The organism is Paralcaligenes ureilyticus (assembly GCF_004346225.1).
Taxonomy (GTDB): domain Bacteria; phylum Pseudomonadota; class Gammaproteobacteria; order Burkholderiales; family Burkholderiaceae_B; genus Paralcaligenes; species Paralcaligenes ureilyticus.
This window is the reverse complement of sequence record NZ_SMAJ01000002.1, coordinates 295964-311315: the sequence shown is the minus strand read 5'-3', so window position 1 is coordinate 311315 and position 15352 is coordinate 295964. Positions and strand designations below refer to the sequence as shown.

Here is a 15352-nt window from a genome sequence, read left to right as displayed (position 1 = left end):
CCCTGATGTGCTCCGGCTTGAACAGAGCGGGAGCATTTTCTTTATGTCCTGGCAGCGCCTGGACCACCCTCATCCGGGCCGCTGCCATTTGGAACATGTTCTTCTATGTCTGATTTACTGCCTCAACTGACGCAACAGCTGTTTAACGGCTTGTCGCTAGGTGCCATCTACGCCTTGATTGCCATTGGTTACACCATGGTTTATGGAATCATCGGCATGATCAATTTCGCCCATGGCGACATTTACATGATTGGGGCTTATGTAGGCCTGGTCACCTTGTCGGCAATTGGCGTCAACAGCGGTTTACCGTTGCCGCTCATCGTGCTGGCGATGATTATCGTTGCTGTCTTTGTCACCGGCGTCTACGGCTACGCGACCGAAAAAATTGCTTATGCGCCTTTGCGCAATAGCCCGCGGCTGGTTCCGCTGATTTCAGCCATAGGCATGTCCATTTTCCTGGAGAACTGGGTCGCTATCGGGCAAGGTGCGCGCGATATGGCGGTGCCCGGGCTCATTACCGGCTCGATCAAATTTCACATGGTAGGGTCTGATTTCCAGGTTACGGTGCCCTATTCGCGCATCATGATCATCGTGGTCACGGTCCTGTTGATGATTGCGCTCACGCTTTTCATCAAGCACTCGCGCACCGGGCGGGCTTCGCGCGCGTGTTCGCAAGACATACACATGGCCAACCTGCTCGGGATCGACACCAACCGCATTATTTCCTTCACCTTTGTCATCGGCGCCATGCTGGCGGCCGTGGGAGGGGTGCTTATCGCCCTGGCCATCGGCAAACTCAATCCTTTCATCGGTTTTATTGCGGGCATCAAGGCTTTTACCGCAGCGGTTTTGGGCGGCATCGGCAGCATACCCGGAGCCATGCTGGGGGGGGTACTGCTGGGTTTGGCCGAGACGCTGGCCGCCGCCTATATTTCATCGCAATACAAAGATATTGTGGCGTTCGCTTTGCTGGTGCTGGTCTTGCTGTTTCGACCTACCGGCTTACTGGGCAAACCTGAAGTGGAAAAAGTGTGATGGGCAAGAATTTCAACAATGCTCTGATCGCCGCGTTTATGGCTGGCATCATCATCGCGCCTGTGTTCGGGCTGCAAATCCTGGGTCAAGGGGCGCAAACCCGAATTCAACCCGATTGGTTCATGATTATTGCCGGCGTGGTGGTCGTGTTCGTTTTTCAGCTGGTGCGTCCGCTGCTGGTTGAACAATTCAACTCCAGGCGAGGCAGCAAGCGTTTATCCATGCCCGTAATCAGCGACCAGACGCGCCGCGTATTCATCTACATAATGGTCGCCATCGCCGTGGTCTGGCCGTTTTTTACGGGCCGCGCGCAGGTCGACATTGCTACGCTGGTGCTTATTTACGTGATGCTGGGCCTGGGCTTGAACATCGTGGTGGGTTACGCCGGTTTGCTGGATTTAGGTTTCGTCGGCTTTTACGCCGTAGGGGCCTATACCTATGCGTTGCTGTACCACTGGGCGGGGTGGGGTTTCTGGGAGGCTTTGCCCTTTTCCGGGTTGATGGCTGCTTTGTTCGGGTTTTTGCTGGGCTTTCCCGTGCTGCGTCTGCGCGGCGACTATTTAGCGATCGTGACGCTCGGTTTCGGCGAAATGATACGCCTGTTGCTGATCAATCTGTATTCGTTTACGGGCGGCCCCGACGGCATATCGGGCATACCCAAGCCCACCTTTTTCGGCTATGCCATGACGCGCCGCGCGCCTGAAGGGCAGATGACATTTCACCAACTGATGGGCTGGGATTTCAATACCGATCACGTCATTATTTATCTCTATCTAACGGTGCTGGGTCTGGCTTTGCTGGCTTTGTTCGTTTCGTCGCGCGTTATCCGCATGCCGATAGGCCGTGCCTGGGAGGCGCTGCGCGAAGATGAAATCGCCTGCAGATCGCTTGGCTTGAATCCCACACGCATCAAATTGTCGGCATTTACGATGGGTGCGATGTTTGCGGGCCTGGGAGGCGCTTTTTTTGCGGCCCGGCAGGGTTTGGTCAACCCGGAATCGTTTACCTTTATCGAGTCGGCGCTGATTCTGTCGATTGTCGTTTTGGGTGGCATGGGCTCACAGCTGGGCGTTATCCTGGCGGCCATTATCCTGACGGTAGTGCCCGAGCTGGCTCGTGAGTTCGCCCAATACCGCATGCTGATTTTTGGCCTGGTGATGGTGTTGATGATGATGTGGCGTCCCCAGGGTTTGTTGCCGGTCAAGCGCGCGCAGGTGGAGTTGAAGGCATGAGCGACGCGTTGTTGAAAGTATCCAATCTGACCATGCGATTTGGCGGCCTGCTGGCGGTCGATTGCATCGAGTTCGAGGTCAAGCGCGACGAAGTATTCGCTATTATCGGACCCAATGGCGCCGGTAAAACCACCGTATTCAATTGTGTGGGCGGTTTTTACAAGCCTACGACCGGCGCTATTCTGATGGATGGCAAAAACATTGATGGCCTGCCCAGCCATAAGGTTGCGCAGCAAGGCCTGGTGCGCACCTTTCAGAATGTACGCCTGTTCAAACAATTGACCGTGCTTGAAAACCTGTTGGTTGCGCAGCACACACAGTTGCAAACCGGATTGTTGCAGGGCTTGTTCAAGGTGCCTTCCTATCGGCGATCCGAGCAAAATGCGTTGAAAAATGCCACCACCTGGCTTGATTTTCTGGGTATACGGCAGTTTGCCAATCGTGAGGCCGGGACCCTGGCGTACGGGCATCAAAGACGCCTGGAAATAGCGCGGTGCATGATTACCAAGCCAAGGTTGCTGATGCTCGATGAGCCTGCAGCCGGGCTTAATCCGCAAGAAAAACGCGACCTTCAGATGCTTATCGATCGTTTGCGCAAAGAGTTTGGCGTAGCCGTATTGTTGATCGAGCACGACATGGGCCTGGTCATGGGCGTGTCCGATCGCATTCTGGTCATGGAGCATGGCAAGTCCATTACCACCGGATTGCCTGCCGAGGTACGTTCCGACCCGCGTGTGATTAAAGCTTATCTGGGGGAAGAATAAGTGCTGAAGCTCGAAAACATTTGCACGTACTATGGTGCGATTCAGGCCCTGGACGACGTTTCGATCGAGGTCAAGCAAGGCGAAATCGTGACGCTGATCGGCGCCAATGGCGCGGGTAAAACCACGTTGCTCATGACTGTGTGCGGTGCGCCGCGGGCTAAAAGCGGTCACATCAGCTTCGAGGGCGAAGATATTACGCACCAGGAAACGCATGTCATCATGCGTCATGGCATCGCCATTTCCCCTGAAGGGCGGCGTGTTTTTCCCGATTTGACCGTCGTCGAAAATCTGAAAATGGGCGGGTTTTTTCTAAACAAACAGCAGACGGCTGAAGGCCTGGAGCATGTTTACACCTTGTTCCCGCGGCTCGAAGAACGCGCCAATCAGCGTGCCGTCACCATGTCGGGCGGCGAGCAGCAAATGCTGGCTATTGGACGGGCGCTGATGACCAAACCCAAACTGCTGCTGCTCGACGAACCTACGCTGGGCCTGGCACCTTTGATCATCACGCAAATATTCGACATCATCCGCACCATACGTGAGCAAGGCGTCACGGTCTTTCTGGTCGAGCAGAATGCCAACAAGGCGCTGCAGGTTGCCGACCGCGGTTATGTGCTGGAGACCGGCAAAGTCGTGCTGGCCGACACCGGCGCCAATCTGTTGAGTAATGATGCGGTACGCAAAGCGTACCTGGGCGGGTGATTCTGTAGCGACTGGCCTGTAGCGGCACCCCTTGTGGGTGCCATTCCCTGCCCGCCGCCGCTTACAACCCCTGGGCTTTCAACGCTGATTTCACTCCGGCGTCGGCTTCCATATGCTTAACGAACGCCTGCAAATTGGCCATCCCGGCAATATCAAGGTTTTTAGCCTTGGCCCAACGCAGAATCGTATACAGATAAGGGTCGGCGATCGACCGGCTGCCGCTTAGCCATTGTTTGCCGGCCAGCTGTTTATCTGCGACGCCGAGCAATGTCACTACTCGCTCGGTGGCCTTAAGCGCCAGCTCTTTCTGGAAGTCGGAATTGCTTGTGAATGCGGCAGGGCCGAAAACCAGGCTGAACGTTCTGTGCAGGTCCGAATTGCAGAAACCCAGCCAGCGGCGCGCTTCCGCCCGTTGTTTGGGCGTATCGCCCAGCAAGTTGAGGTTTGGGTTGATTTCGGCCAGGTATTCCAGGATGGCGGCGCTTTGCGTCAAGGTCATATCGCCATCGACCAGAACCGGTACGGAACCTATCGGATTCAAGGCCAGGTAAGCTGGCTCTTTGATTTCTGTGCGGGTCACGGCTTGCGACTCGTAGGGCTTGCCTATCCATTCCAGAACGATTTGTGTGGCGAGCGGGCAAGCACCTGGCAAATAATACAGTTTCATTGTTGCTGCGCGGGAAACTTCAGATCTGGCCTGTTTGGCATACACAAAACAAGTGATCTCGAAGAGGGATAGCGCGTCACGCTCGGCGTGACCCTGCTCCAGCGGCCTCCTTGATAAGTGCGCTATCGAGATAAACGGTGATAAAAATTTAAATCGGCTATGGCTTCGGTTTTAAGTGTAAAGCAAGAAATTGTTCCATGCGTTCGTAGAATTCGAATTTGTTTTCGTCGTTATGAAAGCCGTGGCCTTCATTATCCTTCACGATGTATTCGACTTTGACTCCGCGAGCCTGCAAGGCCGCAACCATCTGATCGCTTTCATCCTTGTTGACACGCGGGTCGTGCGCCCCCTGGGCAATCAGCAAGGGGGTTTGTATTTTGTCGGCATTCAGGGCGGGCGAGGTTGCCACCAGCCGTTCCAGGTCGCGCTCGGGGTCGCCCACCATGCTGTGCATTTTGTCCAGCATGGGCTTCCAGTAGGGCGGGATCGTATTCATGAACGTCAGCAGGTTGGAGACACCCACATAATCGACCGCGGCGGCATATAGATCGGGCGTATAAGTGATACCGGCCAACGTTGCATAGCCGCCGTAGCTGCCACCGTAAATGGCAATGCGTTTGGGGTCGGCAATGCCCTGGGCGGTCAGCCATTGCACGCCATCGGTGATGTCGTCCTGCATCGTCAGGCCCCACTGGCCGAAGCTGGCTTCCCAGAACTGGCGGCCGTAACCGGTGGACCCTCGAAAGTTCATTTGCAAGACGCAATAACCGCGATTGGCCAGAAACTGGGCTTCGGGATTGAAGCCCCAGCCGTCACGTGCCCATGGCCCGCCGTGAGGGTTTACCACGCAAGGCAGATTTTCGGCCTTGCGGCCAACGGGCAAGGTCAAATAGCCGTGGATGGTAAGCCCGTCCCGGCTGACATATTGAATGGGGCGTACTTGTGCCATATCGCGTTCTGGCAGGCTCGCGTTGATATCGGCCAGTTTGTCCAGTGTATGGCGCCGGGCATCGTACAGATAGCGGCTGCCGGGCGTTCTGTCGTTATAACCGGCCACAATGAATTTGCTTTCGTCGCGCGCGCTGCTTTGGAACGAGACTTCATAGCCGGGCAGTAACGCCGACACGCGGGCGTGATGATCGGCGCTGATCTCATCGAAAAAATGGTACTGAGGTTTATCGGTTTGATAAACGGCGGCCGTCAATACTTTGCGCAGGTGCGAGTATGAGGCTCCATCCAGATCAACCTCGTCTGCCGCAAAAACAAGTTGTTCCCGTTCGGGTTGGCCTGGGTCTATGGTCACTAGTGCCAGGCAATCCCTGCCACGATTGCTCAAGGCGTAAAACGACTGATTGTCGAAACTGAAGAACTCGGGGCTGACCGTAGTGCGAAAGTCGGTCGTAATAATGGAAGCGAACGGCTGACCGTCGTGGGCTCGATAAAGCAGGCTGGTAGTCAACCCGTCGCTGACAATGCCGATGCGCACGCACCCGGCATGGTCGGTTTGCCAGGCGACGATATTCCCGGGGTTCTCGGCTATTAGCGTCAACTCGCCGCTCTTTATGTGGGCGCGGTATACATCGAAGACTTCCGGGTTGCGCCTGTTATGGCTGATCAGGAGATGGTCGGGGTCGTCTTCCAGATCGTCTTGTACGCTGGCGCGCACCCCTTCGTACGGGGTCAGATCGGTAACGGCCCCACTGACGACATCGACCATGAGTACATGAAAGTTTTCGTCGCCGTTGAAGTCTTTTTCATATAGAACGGTGCCTGACCCTTTCCAGAAAAAATGAGCAATATCGCGCTCCGTTTCGGACGTTACCCGTCGCGGCTCGCCCACCGGCGTGCTGCCCTCCAGCGTTTGCACAAATACGTTCATGCGGGCGGGCGCGCCGTCGATGCTGACGGGCTCCATGAAGCCCAGCGTGGCGCCATCGTCGGACAAACGGAAAAATCCCCGGTCCGGGTTGCGGAAAAAATCTCTGACGGGGTAGTGCTTAGGGATCTGCGGCGGGTGTTGAGCGGAATCAGTTGGCATCGGAGTCTGTTTTGGCGGGTGAATATAATCCCATTACTATATCGGATTTGAGTCTGCCTCAAGGAATGCAATGCCCGACCGTCCTTTACAAATAGTTTTTCTGGATCGCGAAACCATCCCGGCGCGCACGGATCTGCGGGGCCTGAGCTTTCCTCACGAATTGACTCTGTATGGGCGCACGGCCAAAAACCTCGTGGCCGAACGTATCGCCCAAGCCGATATTGTGATCACCAATAAGGCGCCGATCGATCAGGCGGCGCTTGCCAATGCGCCGCGCTTGAAGCTGATTGCGGTGGCCGCGACCGGCACTGATGTTATCGATGTCAAGGCCTGTCATACGCGCGGGGTCGTCGTGTCCAATGTGCGTGGCTACGCCACTCGCACCGTGCCGGAGCACGTATTTGCGCTTATTTTCGCTTTGCGCCGCAGCATTTCGGCTTACCGGGATTCGGTCAAGGCAGGGCGCTGGCACGAGTCGCAGCAGTTTTGTTATTTCGACTACCCCATCAGGGATCTGGCGGGTTCGACCTTGGGTATTATTGGCGATGGTGTGTTGGGCCAGGCCGTAGCGGGCATAGGGCGGGCGCTGAACATGCACGTGATTTTTGCGGGGCGCAAAGGGGCAGGGAAAGAGGGGGCCTTATACACGCCGTTTGAGAAAATGCTGGGCGACAGCGACATCATCAGCCTGCATTGCCCGCTCAATGCGCAAACCCGCAACATGATCGACGAGGCGGAGTTCGCACAAATGGAGCGCAAGCCCCTGCTGATCAACACGGCTCGCGGCGGGCTGGTCAACGAAGCCGCCCTGGGGCGCGCCTTGCGTTCCGGCCAGATCAGCGGCGCAGGTTTCGATGTTACCAGCCCGGAGCCACCGGACATGCAGCACCCGCTTATGCAGTTGCTTGATTTACCCAATTTCATTCTTACCCCGCATGTAGCCTGGGCGAGCCAGGAGGCCATCCAGGGCCTGGCAAATCAGTTGATGGATAATATCGAAGCGTTTTACCGGGGCGCTCCCAACAATGTGGTTTAGTGGCGATCAAGCCCGAACCGTGCCTTTTTTCTTTACTACAAGGCTTTCCGTCTTATGCGTGTTCTTATAGCTCCCGACTCATTCAAGGAAAGCCTGAGCGCTCTTGAAGTCGCCAATGCTATTGCGGCGGGCGTCCGCGATGTCTTGCCCGGCGCCGATATTATCTGCATTCCCATGGCCGACGGCGGCGAGGGCTCGCTAGACGCGGTGATTGCCGCCAGCTCGGGCGAGCGGCGGTACGCGACAGTGAAGAACGCCAACGGCGAGCCGTGCCAGGCCGACTGGGCGTGGCTGGGCGATGGCAGCGCCTTTGTTGAAATTGCCACGGCGGCGGGGCTGGAGCAAATTCCGGCTCAAATGCGCGATCCACTGAAGGCGACCAGCTTCGGCGTGGGGCAATTGATTCTGCAAGCGCTCGACGCCGGGGCACGGCATATTACAGTGGGCCTGGGCGGCAGCGCATGCAATGACGGCGGGGCTGGGATGTTGCAGGCATTGGGGGTTGAGTTGTTCGATGCCCGGGGCCAGGCGCTTGCGCTGGGCGGCGCCGCATTGCAGCATCTGTCGGCCGTGAGGCTTGGCGCGCTTGATGCCCGCTTGCGGGAAACCACGTTCGAAATCGCCATGGACGTCAACAACCCATTATGTGGGCCTTTTGGGGCATCGGCCGTATTTGGCCCGCAAAAAGGAGCGTCTCCGGACCAGGTTCGGCAGCTTGATGCCGCACTCGCTCATTTCGCCCAGGTCTGTGCGGGCGTCCTGGGCAAAGATGAGCAGAATACGCCTGGCGCAGGGGCGGCGGGTGGTCTGGGGTTTGCAATCAAAGCCTTTTTGAATGCCGCCTTCAGGCCCGGCGTGGAAATATTGGCCGAGCTGTCGGGCTTGCCGCAAGCCATGCGAGGAGCCGATCTGGTTTACACCGGAGAGGGCCGCATGGATGCCCAAACCCTGCACGGCAAAACCCCGGCCGGCGTCGCCGCTTATGCCAAAGCGCAGGGTATACCGGTTATTGCCATTGTGGGGTCTTTGGGCGATGGTTATGAAGCACTCTACAAGGCGGGCATCACGGCCGCATTCAGCCTGGCGCCGGGGCCGATTACTCTGGCCTTGGCCTGTCAGGATGCGCCGCAATATCTGCGACAGCGCGCTGGCGATACCCTGCGCGTGTGGCTCGCCGGCGGCGTTTCCAAACCGGTAGCGGAATCTTCATGAGCGGGGGATTGCCCGATTTTTCCCTTCAGGGCAGGCTTGCCCTAATCACGGGCTCCACACAAGGATTGGGGTTTGCGATTGCTGCGGCCTATGCGGCGAGCGGGGCGCGGGTGATTATCAACGGCCGCAATCCGGACGGCGTGGCTCGCGCGGTAGCCAGGCTCGTCGCCGGCGGAGGTAAAGCGTACCCGCTTGTACAGGATATTGCCGATCTGAACGCGCAAGAAGCTGCGTTCAGGCGACTGTGCGAACAGATCGGGACTCCGGATATCCTGGTGAACAACGTCGGGATACGTATCCGCAAATCCTTGGCGCAGGCCTCGTTGGCCGAAATCCTGGAAATCATTCATGTCGATTTGGTGGCTGCCATTCATTTGTCCAAATTGGCCGCCCAGGGCATGGTCGCAGGCGCCATTGCGGGGCGCATTATTACCATGACCTCGATCGCGGGGGAATTGGCGCGCATTGACGATGCCATTTATCCCATTGCCAAGCAGGGCCTGGCAGGCATGGTGCGCGCGCTGGCCGTTGAATACGGCCCCCACGCCATCACCAGCAACGGCATCGCGCCAGGTACGTTTGCTACGGAAACCAATGCAGGCCTGATGGGCGATCCCATCAAAAGCGCCGCCGTGGTTGGCCGCAACCCATTGGGGCGCTGGGGCCGGCCCGATGAAATTGCCGGTGCGGCGGTATTTCTGGCATCCGCGGCCGCATCGTATGTGAACGGCCATGTGCTGGTTGTCGATGGCGGTTTTTCCATTACGTATTGATTGCGGCGGTGATGATGTCGTGTCTTATCGCGCAATGGCACCCACAAGGGGTGCCGCTACAGAAACGTACCCGTCTAATGTAGCGGCACCCCTTGTGGGTGCCACCTCAACATCGCAAGGAAAGTAGTACAGTTCCAAGCAACAGGGTCGCCCCAACGGCCGGTTGCGAATACGCTGCGGGGCAACCCAAAAATTTCCAATTCTTCACCCGGGATCTTTATCATGAGTCGTCCGATTCGTTTGGCCATTAACGGCTATGGCCGTATTGGCCGTTGTTTTCTGCGCGCGTTGCACGAGTCACCGCTGAAAAACAAGTTTCAAATCGTGGCTATTAACGAGCCGGCCGACCTCGAATCCATGGTTTATCTGACGCATTTTGACTCGACTCACGGCGTGTTTTCGGGGCAGGTCGGGCAGGGACCCGATTGCCTGATTATCGACGGGCAGGAGATTCATGTCAGCCACGCTCAAACGCCCGAGGGTGTTGATTGGGCTCGTCATGAAATCGATTTGCTGGTGGAGTGCTCCGGCCGTTATGGCCTGCGCGATGAGTTGACGCGATTTGTGGATGCGGGCTGCCCGCGCTTGCTGCTTTCTCACCCTGGGCATAGCGCGCAGGATGTCGATTTCACGATGATCTACGGAGTCAATCACGAAAAACTGAAAGGCGATGAACGCATTGTTTCCAATGCCTCGTGCACTACCAACGCCATCGTGCCTGTTCTTGATCAGCTCCACCGCGCCTTTGGTGTCGAGCAGGTTTATCTGACGACTTTGCATTCCGTCATGAATGACCAGCCGCTGATCGACGGGTACCACCATTCCGATTTGCGCCGTAATCGTTCGGCCATGCAGTCCATTGTTCCGGTGGCAACGGGGCTGGCTCAGGGCGTCGTGCGTTTTTTGCCGCAGTTGGCCGGAAAAGTGCAAGCCAAGGCCATTCGTGTTCCGACCTTGAATGTTTCTGCCATTGATCTGGTGGCAAACCTTGAACGCAATGCCGATGTCCATGCCATCAATTCGCTGTTGAAGGCTGCGGCGGCCAAACAGCCGGGGCTGCTTGCCTATTCCGATGCGCCTCATGCTTCGGTGGATTTCAACCACGATCCACACTCGGCCGTTATTGATGGCAGCCAAACACGGGTCAACGGACCGCGTTTTGCCAACGTGTTTGTGTGGTTTGACAATGAATGGGCTTTTGCCTGCCGACTGCTCGATGCCCTCCAAGCCTGGTCCGTTCGTTGCCCCGCCATGGGGCAGACGCCCAAGCATACGCTGGAAAGCGTATAAAAACGCGCTTTTCGGAACCGCCCGATATGGCGGCCAACGGGGCTTTGGGCGCCTTGGCGGCCTTTCTTGGCGTATAGTTTTATTCTTTGGGCACAGAGTGGCCCGTCAGACTTGATCTCGCTTCAAAGGAGCACAATTTATGGCCGTAAACCGTGTTGAAACCGACTCAATGGGCGCGATCGACGTGCCGGGCGACCATTATTGGGGCGCGCAGACACAGCGTTCCATCGAAAACTTCCCCATAGGCATCGAGCGTTTCAAATGGCAACCTCCCGTTATCGAAGCTTTTGGCATATTGAAAAAAGCAGCCGCCCAAGCCAATTCAGAGCTGGGTGAACTGCCCGAAAACATAGCCGCACTTATCGTGCGCGCGGCAGATGAAGTTATTTCCGGAAAGCATAATCAGGAGTTTCCGTTGGTCGTTTTCCAGACCGGATCGGGTACCCAATCGAATATGAATGCCAACGAAGTGATTGCCAATCGGGCAATAGAGCTGGCTGGCGGCGTGATGGGCAGCAAGACGCCGGTACACCCCAATGATCATGTCAATAGGGGGCAATCGTCAAACGATACCTTTCCTACGGCTATGCATATCGCCGTAGCCCAGGAACTGCACAGAAACCTGTTGCCGGCTGTTCAAAAATTGCGCGACACCCTGGCCGCCAAGGCCGAGCAGTATCAGAACGTCGTCAAGACCGGGCGCACTCATCTGCAGGACGCCACTCCCATTACCCTAGGCCAGGAAATTAGCGGCTGGGTTGCGCAGATAGACTTTGCGTTGGGCGTGATCAAGGCGGGTCTGCCGGGGATTTACGACCTGGCCATCGGCGGCACGGCCGTTGGCACCGGTCTGAATTCCCATCCTCGCTTTGGCGAAGTGGCGGCGGGGCATATCGCCAAGATTACCGGCCTGGCGTTTCGGACGGCGCCCAATAAATTCTTTGCACTGTCTGCGCACGACGCACTCGTGAATCTTTCGGCCGCCTTGCGAACCCTGGCAGGGGGGTTGATGAAAATGGCCAACGATGTGCGCTGGCTGGCCAGCGGACCGCGCTGCGGCATAGGCGAACTGCATATCCCCGATAACGAGCCGGGTTCGTCGATTATGCCCGGCAAGGTCAATCCCACGCAGTGCGAGGCGATGACCATGGTGTGTGTGCAAGTCTTCGGCAATGACGCCGCCACGGCGTTTGCAGGCAGCCAGGGCAATTTCCAGCTTAATGTATTCAAGCCCGTCATGGTCCACAATGTGTTGGAAAGCATTGGCCTGCTTGCTGACGCGTGCCGGGCCTTCAATGATCACTGCGCGGTGGGGATCGAGCCCAATCTGGATAAAATCGCCAGCAATCTCGAGAAAAACCTGATGCTGGTAACCGCCTTGAATCGTCATATCGGCTATGACAAGGCCGCCGCCATTGCGAAGAAAGCACAGCACGAACAGACCACGCTGCGCAGCGCCGCTCTGGCATTGGGTTTTGTCACCGCCGAGCAATACGACGCCTGGATAGTGCCGATAGATATGACACATACCTGATGTAGCGCCACTCCTTTGATGTAGCGCCGCTCCTCTGATGTAGCGCCACCCCTTGTGGGTGGCAAAACAGCCTCCCTGTGGAGATTTTATGTCTGTTGCCAGACGCTTGCCCGCCGTGCTGCAAAACCTTTCCCTGCCGGTCATCGCGGCGCCGATGTTTACGGTCAGCTATCCTGACCTGGTGATTGCGCAGTGCAAGGCAGGGATCGTCGGTTCATTTCCGGCCCTTAATGCCCGGGGGCCGGAACTGCTCGACCAGTGGCTCACTCAAATCAAAGAAGAACTTGACCACTACCGCCGGACGCATCCGGATGCTGTGGTCGGCCCCCTGGCAGTGAACCAGATCGTGCACACCTCCAACGTACGCCTGGAGCAGGACGTGCAAACGTGTATCCGTCATCAAGTGCCGATTCTGATTACGTCCTTGCGCGCGCCGGTGCACGAAATCATCGACGCGGTGCATGCCTACGGCGGTATTATTCTGCACGACGTCATTAATCTGCGGCATGCGCAAAAGGCGATCGATGCGGGTGTGGATGGGCTCATTCTCGTGGCGGCCGGGGCGGGTGGCCACGCAGGCCTGCTATCGCCCATGGCTCTGGTGGGTGAAGCACGGAAACGATTCGAGGGGCTGCTTGTCTTGTCGGGCTCGATTGTGACCGGAGATGCCATTCTGGCAGCGCAGGCAATGGGGGCGGATCTTGCTTATATCGGCACGCGCTTTATTGCCAGCCGGGAAGCTCATGCGAGCGAAGAGTATAAGCAGTCGCTGCTTAGTTCCACGGCTGCCGATATCATCTATAGCAATCTATTCTCCGGGGTGCACGGTAACTATGTGCGCGAAAGCATTCGGCGCGCGGGGCTTGATCCCGATAATTTGGGCGTGGCCGACAAGGGCTTGATGAATTTTGGCCAGGGCGGATCCAAGGCGAAGGCCTGGAAAGACATATGGGGCGCGGGGCAAGGCGTTGGCCAGATCGACGACACTCCAGACGCCGCCGAAATTGTGCTCCGCTTAAAACGCGAATACGCCAGCGCGCGGGCGCGTCTGGCGCAATTGCCCTGGCCTGCAAAGTAGACATTGAAAAGAGTAGACTAATTGTAGCCAGGGGTTTTCTTTGCCTGGCGGATTAGCGGGAGAAATAATGACTACGAATGTGGGTATCAAGCGCGCCTATGAGAGCATGCAGGCTTCGGACGGCTACCGTGTGTTTGTGGACCGTCTTTGGCCGCGCGGCGTGTCCAAAGAAGATCTGAAATTTGATACCTGGTGCAAGGACCTGGCGCCTAGCCCCGCGCTGAGAACCTGGTTCGGTCACAAGATCGAGCACTGGGACGAATTCAAGGCGAACTATCAAACCGAATTGCGTGCGCAAGAGCAACAGGCCCGCATGCATGATGTGTTGGCGGCGGCAGGCAAACAGCCCGTTACCCTGGTTTATGCGGCCAAGGATCCTGTGCATAATCACGCTCGTGTGCTGGCCGAGGAAATGTCCAGGCTTGCGCCGGGCAAGCGCAAAACAGGTTCGAAGTAAAGGTGTCTGGGGCTATACTTAAGGTATAGACAGGCGACGCAGGCGCCACCTTCCAAGTGCCTGCATGGCTCAAGGAGTCCGATATGAGTGGTGCGTTGCGACGACTCATCGTATGCGGCTTCTTGCTGTTCTCCGGCGGCTTTTCACCGGTGGCGTCAAATGTGGCGCACGCGGCTACGGCAACGCCCAAAGTGGTCGTGCTATCGATCGACGGAGTCATTAACCCTGCGACTTCCGATTTCCTGATCCGCGGATTGGCGCATGCCGCCCAGGAACACGCGGTATTGGCCGTCATTGAACTGGATACTCCGGGGGGGCTTGACACCTCGATGCGTGCCATCATCAAGCAAATCCTGGCTTCGCCCGTGCCTGTTGCCACATTCGTCAGTCCGGCCGGCGCACGTGCAGCCAGCGCCGGCACCTTCATCCTCTACGCCAGCCATATCGCCGCCATGACGCCCGCCAGCAATGTGGGCGCCGCCTCTCCGGTATCGATAGGCCTGCCGGGCTTCGAAAAGCCCGTTTCCGAGCCGGCCGACAAGGCGCCGGCTTCGGTTGAACCCGGCCAGACGCAGCCCGGGTCCGCCAAACCACCGGCGGCCGGGCAACCGCCTGCTGCCGGCGCGGGCGGCGACACCATGAATAGAAAGATTACCAACGATGCGATCGCCTATATACACAGTCTGGCTCAGTTGCGCGGCCGTAATTCCAAGTTTGCCGAACAAGCCGTGCGCGACGCGGCCAGTCTGTCGGCACACGATGCGCTTGCCGCCGGAGCGATCGACTTGATCGCGGATAACCTGGACGACCTCCTCGCCAAGCTCAACGGGCGGCAAGTCGCGCTTGCGTCGGGGGTCACCGTGCGTCTGGCCACCGCCGGCGCCAGCATCGAACGGATCGTGCCGGACTGGCGTAGCCGGATACTCGCCACGCTTGCCCATCCCGAAGTGGCGGTAATCTTGCTGATGGCTGGCATCTTTGGACTGTTTTTTGAACTCACCAGCCCGGGCATGGCCTTGCCTGGCGTGGCGGGCGCTATATGCTTGTTGCTTGGCTTGTATGCGTTTCAGTTACTTCCTGTGAACTGGGCGGGCGTCGCGTTACTTGGCGTGGGCGCCATGCTGATGATTGCGGAAGCGTTCCTTCCCACCTTTGGAGTTGTTGGCCTGGGTGGTTTGGTTGCTTTTTTTCTAGGAGGTCTTTTTCTTATGGATAGCGGCGCCTCGGGATTGGGCCTGTCAATACCATTTTTAATAGGCATTGCGCTGGCGAGCGCGGTGTTGTTGTTTGCCGTAGGCGCCATGGCAGCCAGAGCCCATAAGCATCGAGTAGTGACCGGGCGTGAAGAAATGCTGGGCTTGCCCGGGGTGGTGACATTGGCCGGCGACCGTGCGAGCTACGCTGATGTGCGCGGCGAAAGCTGGCGTATTCAGTGCCGCGAACCGCTTGCCGTGGGCGACCCGATAAAAGTCACTGCGCTCGAGGGCCTGACTTTGCACGTTGTGCGTCAGCCGTTCAAGAAATAGACCCATAA

At 57.5% G+C, this 15352-nt stretch carries 14 protein-coding genes; 12 read left to right on the top strand and 2 right to left on the bottom strand.

Annotated elements, in window-relative coordinates:
* Positions 1-105 precede the first annotated feature (105 nt).
* From livH to EDC26_RS03780, 4 genes are read left to right on the top strand one after another with little or no spacing between them, the layout of a single operon-like run.
* Complete coding sequence (gene livH / locus EDC26_RS03795; protein ID WP_132579922.1) at positions 106-1035, top strand: high-affinity branched-chain amino acid ABC transporter permease LivH; 930 nt, start codon at positions 106-108, stop codon at positions 1033-1035.
* On the top strand, positions 1035-2267 hold the full coding sequence (locus tag EDC26_RS03790) for a high-affinity branched-chain amino acid ABC transporter permease LivM (protein WP_132579921.1): 1233 nt from the start codon (positions 1035-1037) through the stop codon (positions 2265-2267). The genes livH and EDC26_RS03790 overlap by 1 nt, the downstream gene beginning before the upstream one ends.
* On the top strand, positions 2264-3031 hold the full coding sequence (gene livG / locus EDC26_RS03785) for a high-affinity branched-chain amino acid ABC transporter ATP-binding protein LivG (protein WP_132579920.1): 768 nt from the start codon (positions 2264-2266) through the stop codon (positions 3029-3031). Before EDC26_RS03790 ends, livG begins: the two co-directional genes overlap by 4 nt.
* The gene (locus tag EDC26_RS03780) at positions 3032-3733 is read left to right on the top strand and encodes an ABC transporter ATP-binding protein (protein WP_132579919.1); all 702 of its coding nucleotides are present in this window, start codon (positions 3032-3034) and stop codon (positions 3731-3733) included. It abuts the gene before it with no gap.
* 61 nt (positions 3734-3794) lie between these two features.
* On the opposite strand, the gene EDC26_RS03775 is transcribed toward EDC26_RS03780, so the two are convergent.
* Positions 3795-4400 carry a glutathione S-transferase family protein gene (locus tag EDC26_RS03775; RefSeq protein WP_132579918.1) on the bottom strand — a complete coding sequence of 202 codons (606 nt, stop codon included), beginning with the start codon at positions 4398-4400 and terminating at the stop codon, positions 3795-3797.
* A gap of 157 nt (positions 4401-4557) precedes the next feature.
* Positions 4558-6438 carry a S9 family peptidase gene (locus tag EDC26_RS03770; protein ID WP_132579917.1) on the bottom strand — a complete coding sequence of 627 codons (1881 nt, stop codon included), beginning with the start codon at positions 6436-6438 and terminating at the stop codon, positions 4558-4560.
* Positions 6439-6508: 70 nt separating this feature from the next.
* Here EDC26_RS03770 and EDC26_RS03765 point away from each other — a divergent pair, with 70 nt between their 5' ends.
* From EDC26_RS03765 to EDC26_RS03730, 8 genes are all read left to right on the top strand, one after another.
* Positions 6509-7474, top strand: coding sequence for a D-2-hydroxyacid dehydrogenase (locus EDC26_RS03765; protein ID WP_132579916.1), 966 nt, complete (start codon positions 6509-6511; stop codon positions 7472-7474).
* A gap of 54 nt (positions 7475-7528) precedes the next feature.
* Entirely contained in the window at positions 7529-8686 is a 1158-nt protein-coding gene (locus EDC26_RS03760) for a glycerate kinase (RefSeq protein ID WP_132579915.1), read from the top strand.
* Positions 8683-9459 (top strand): SDR family oxidoreductase, encoded by a 777-nt coding sequence (locus EDC26_RS03755; protein WP_132579914.1) that lies wholly within the window; start codon positions 8683-8685, stop codon positions 9457-9459. The genes EDC26_RS03760 and EDC26_RS03755 overlap by 4 nt, the downstream gene beginning before the upstream one ends.
* Before the next feature lie 222 nt (positions 9460-9681).
* Positions 9682-10749 carry a type I glyceraldehyde-3-phosphate dehydrogenase gene (locus EDC26_RS03750; protein WP_132579913.1) on the top strand — a complete coding sequence of 356 codons (1068 nt, stop codon included), beginning with the start codon at positions 9682-9684 and terminating at the stop codon, positions 10747-10749.
* 139 nt (positions 10750-10888) lie between these two features.
* Positions 10889-12283 (top strand): class II fumarate hydratase, encoded by a 1395-nt coding sequence (gene fumC, locus EDC26_RS03745; RefSeq protein WP_132579912.1) that lies wholly within the window; start codon positions 10889-10891, stop codon positions 12281-12283.
* Between the two features lie 88 nt (positions 12284-12371).
* Positions 12372-13361: an NAD(P)H-dependent flavin oxidoreductase gene (locus EDC26_RS03740; RefSeq protein WP_132579911.1), complete on the top strand. Its 990-nt coding sequence runs from the start codon at positions 12372-12374 to the stop codon at positions 13359-13361.
* A gap of 67 nt (positions 13362-13428) precedes the next feature.
* On the top strand, positions 13429-13818 hold the full coding sequence (locus tag EDC26_RS03735; protein WP_132579910.1) for a DUF488 domain-containing protein: 390 nt from the start codon (positions 13429-13431) through the stop codon (positions 13816-13818).
* 83 nt (positions 13819-13901) lie between these two features.
* Positions 13902-15344, top strand: a complete 1443-nt coding sequence (locus EDC26_RS03730; protein ID WP_132579909.1) for an NfeD family protein — start codon at positions 13902-13904, stop codon at positions 15342-15344.
* Positions 15345-15352: the final 8 nt, after the last annotated feature.

Coding starts and splice junctions, on each gene's coding strand:
- livH (WP_132579922.1), top strand. CDS start 106: ATGTCTGATTTACTGCCTCAACTGACGCAACAGCTGTTTAACGGCTTG.
- EDC26_RS03790 (WP_132579921.1), top strand. CDS start 1,035: ATGGGCAAGAATTTCAACAATGCTCTGATCGCCGCGTTTATGGCTGGC.
- livG (WP_132579920.1), top strand. CDS start 2,264: ATGAGCGACGCGTTGTTGAAAGTATCCAATCTGACCATGCGATTTGGC.
- EDC26_RS03775 (WP_132579918.1), bottom strand. CDS start 4,400: ATGAAACTGTATTATTTGCCAGGTGCTTGCCCGCTCGCCACACAAATC.
- EDC26_RS03770 (WP_132579917.1), bottom strand. CDS start 6,438: ATGCCAACTGATTCCGCTCAACACCCGCCGCAGATCCCTAAGCACTAC.
- EDC26_RS03765 (WP_132579916.1), top strand. CDS start 6,509: ATGCCCGACCGTCCTTTACAAATAGTTTTTCTGGATCGCGAAACCATC.
- EDC26_RS03760 (WP_132579915.1), top strand. CDS start 7,529: ATGCGTGTTCTTATAGCTCCCGACTCATTCAAGGAAAGCCTGAGCGCT.
- EDC26_RS03755 (WP_132579914.1), top strand. CDS start 8,683: ATGAGCGGGGGATTGCCCGATTTTTCCCTTCAGGGCAGGCTTGCCCTA.
- EDC26_RS03750 (WP_132579913.1), top strand. CDS start 9,682: ATGAGTCGTCCGATTCGTTTGGCCATTAACGGCTATGGCCGTATTGGC.
- fumC (WP_132579912.1), top strand. CDS start 10,889: ATGGCCGTAAACCGTGTTGAAACCGACTCAATGGGCGCGATCGACGTG.
- EDC26_RS03740 (WP_132579911.1), top strand. CDS start 12,372: ATGTCTGTTGCCAGACGCTTGCCCGCCGTGCTGCAAAACCTTTCCCTG.
- EDC26_RS03735 (WP_132579910.1), top strand. CDS start 13,429: ATGACTACGAATGTGGGTATCAAGCGCGCCTATGAGAGCATGCAGGCT.
- EDC26_RS03730 (WP_132579909.1), top strand. CDS start 13,902: ATGAGTGGTGCGTTGCGACGACTCATCGTATGCGGCTTCTTGCTGTTC.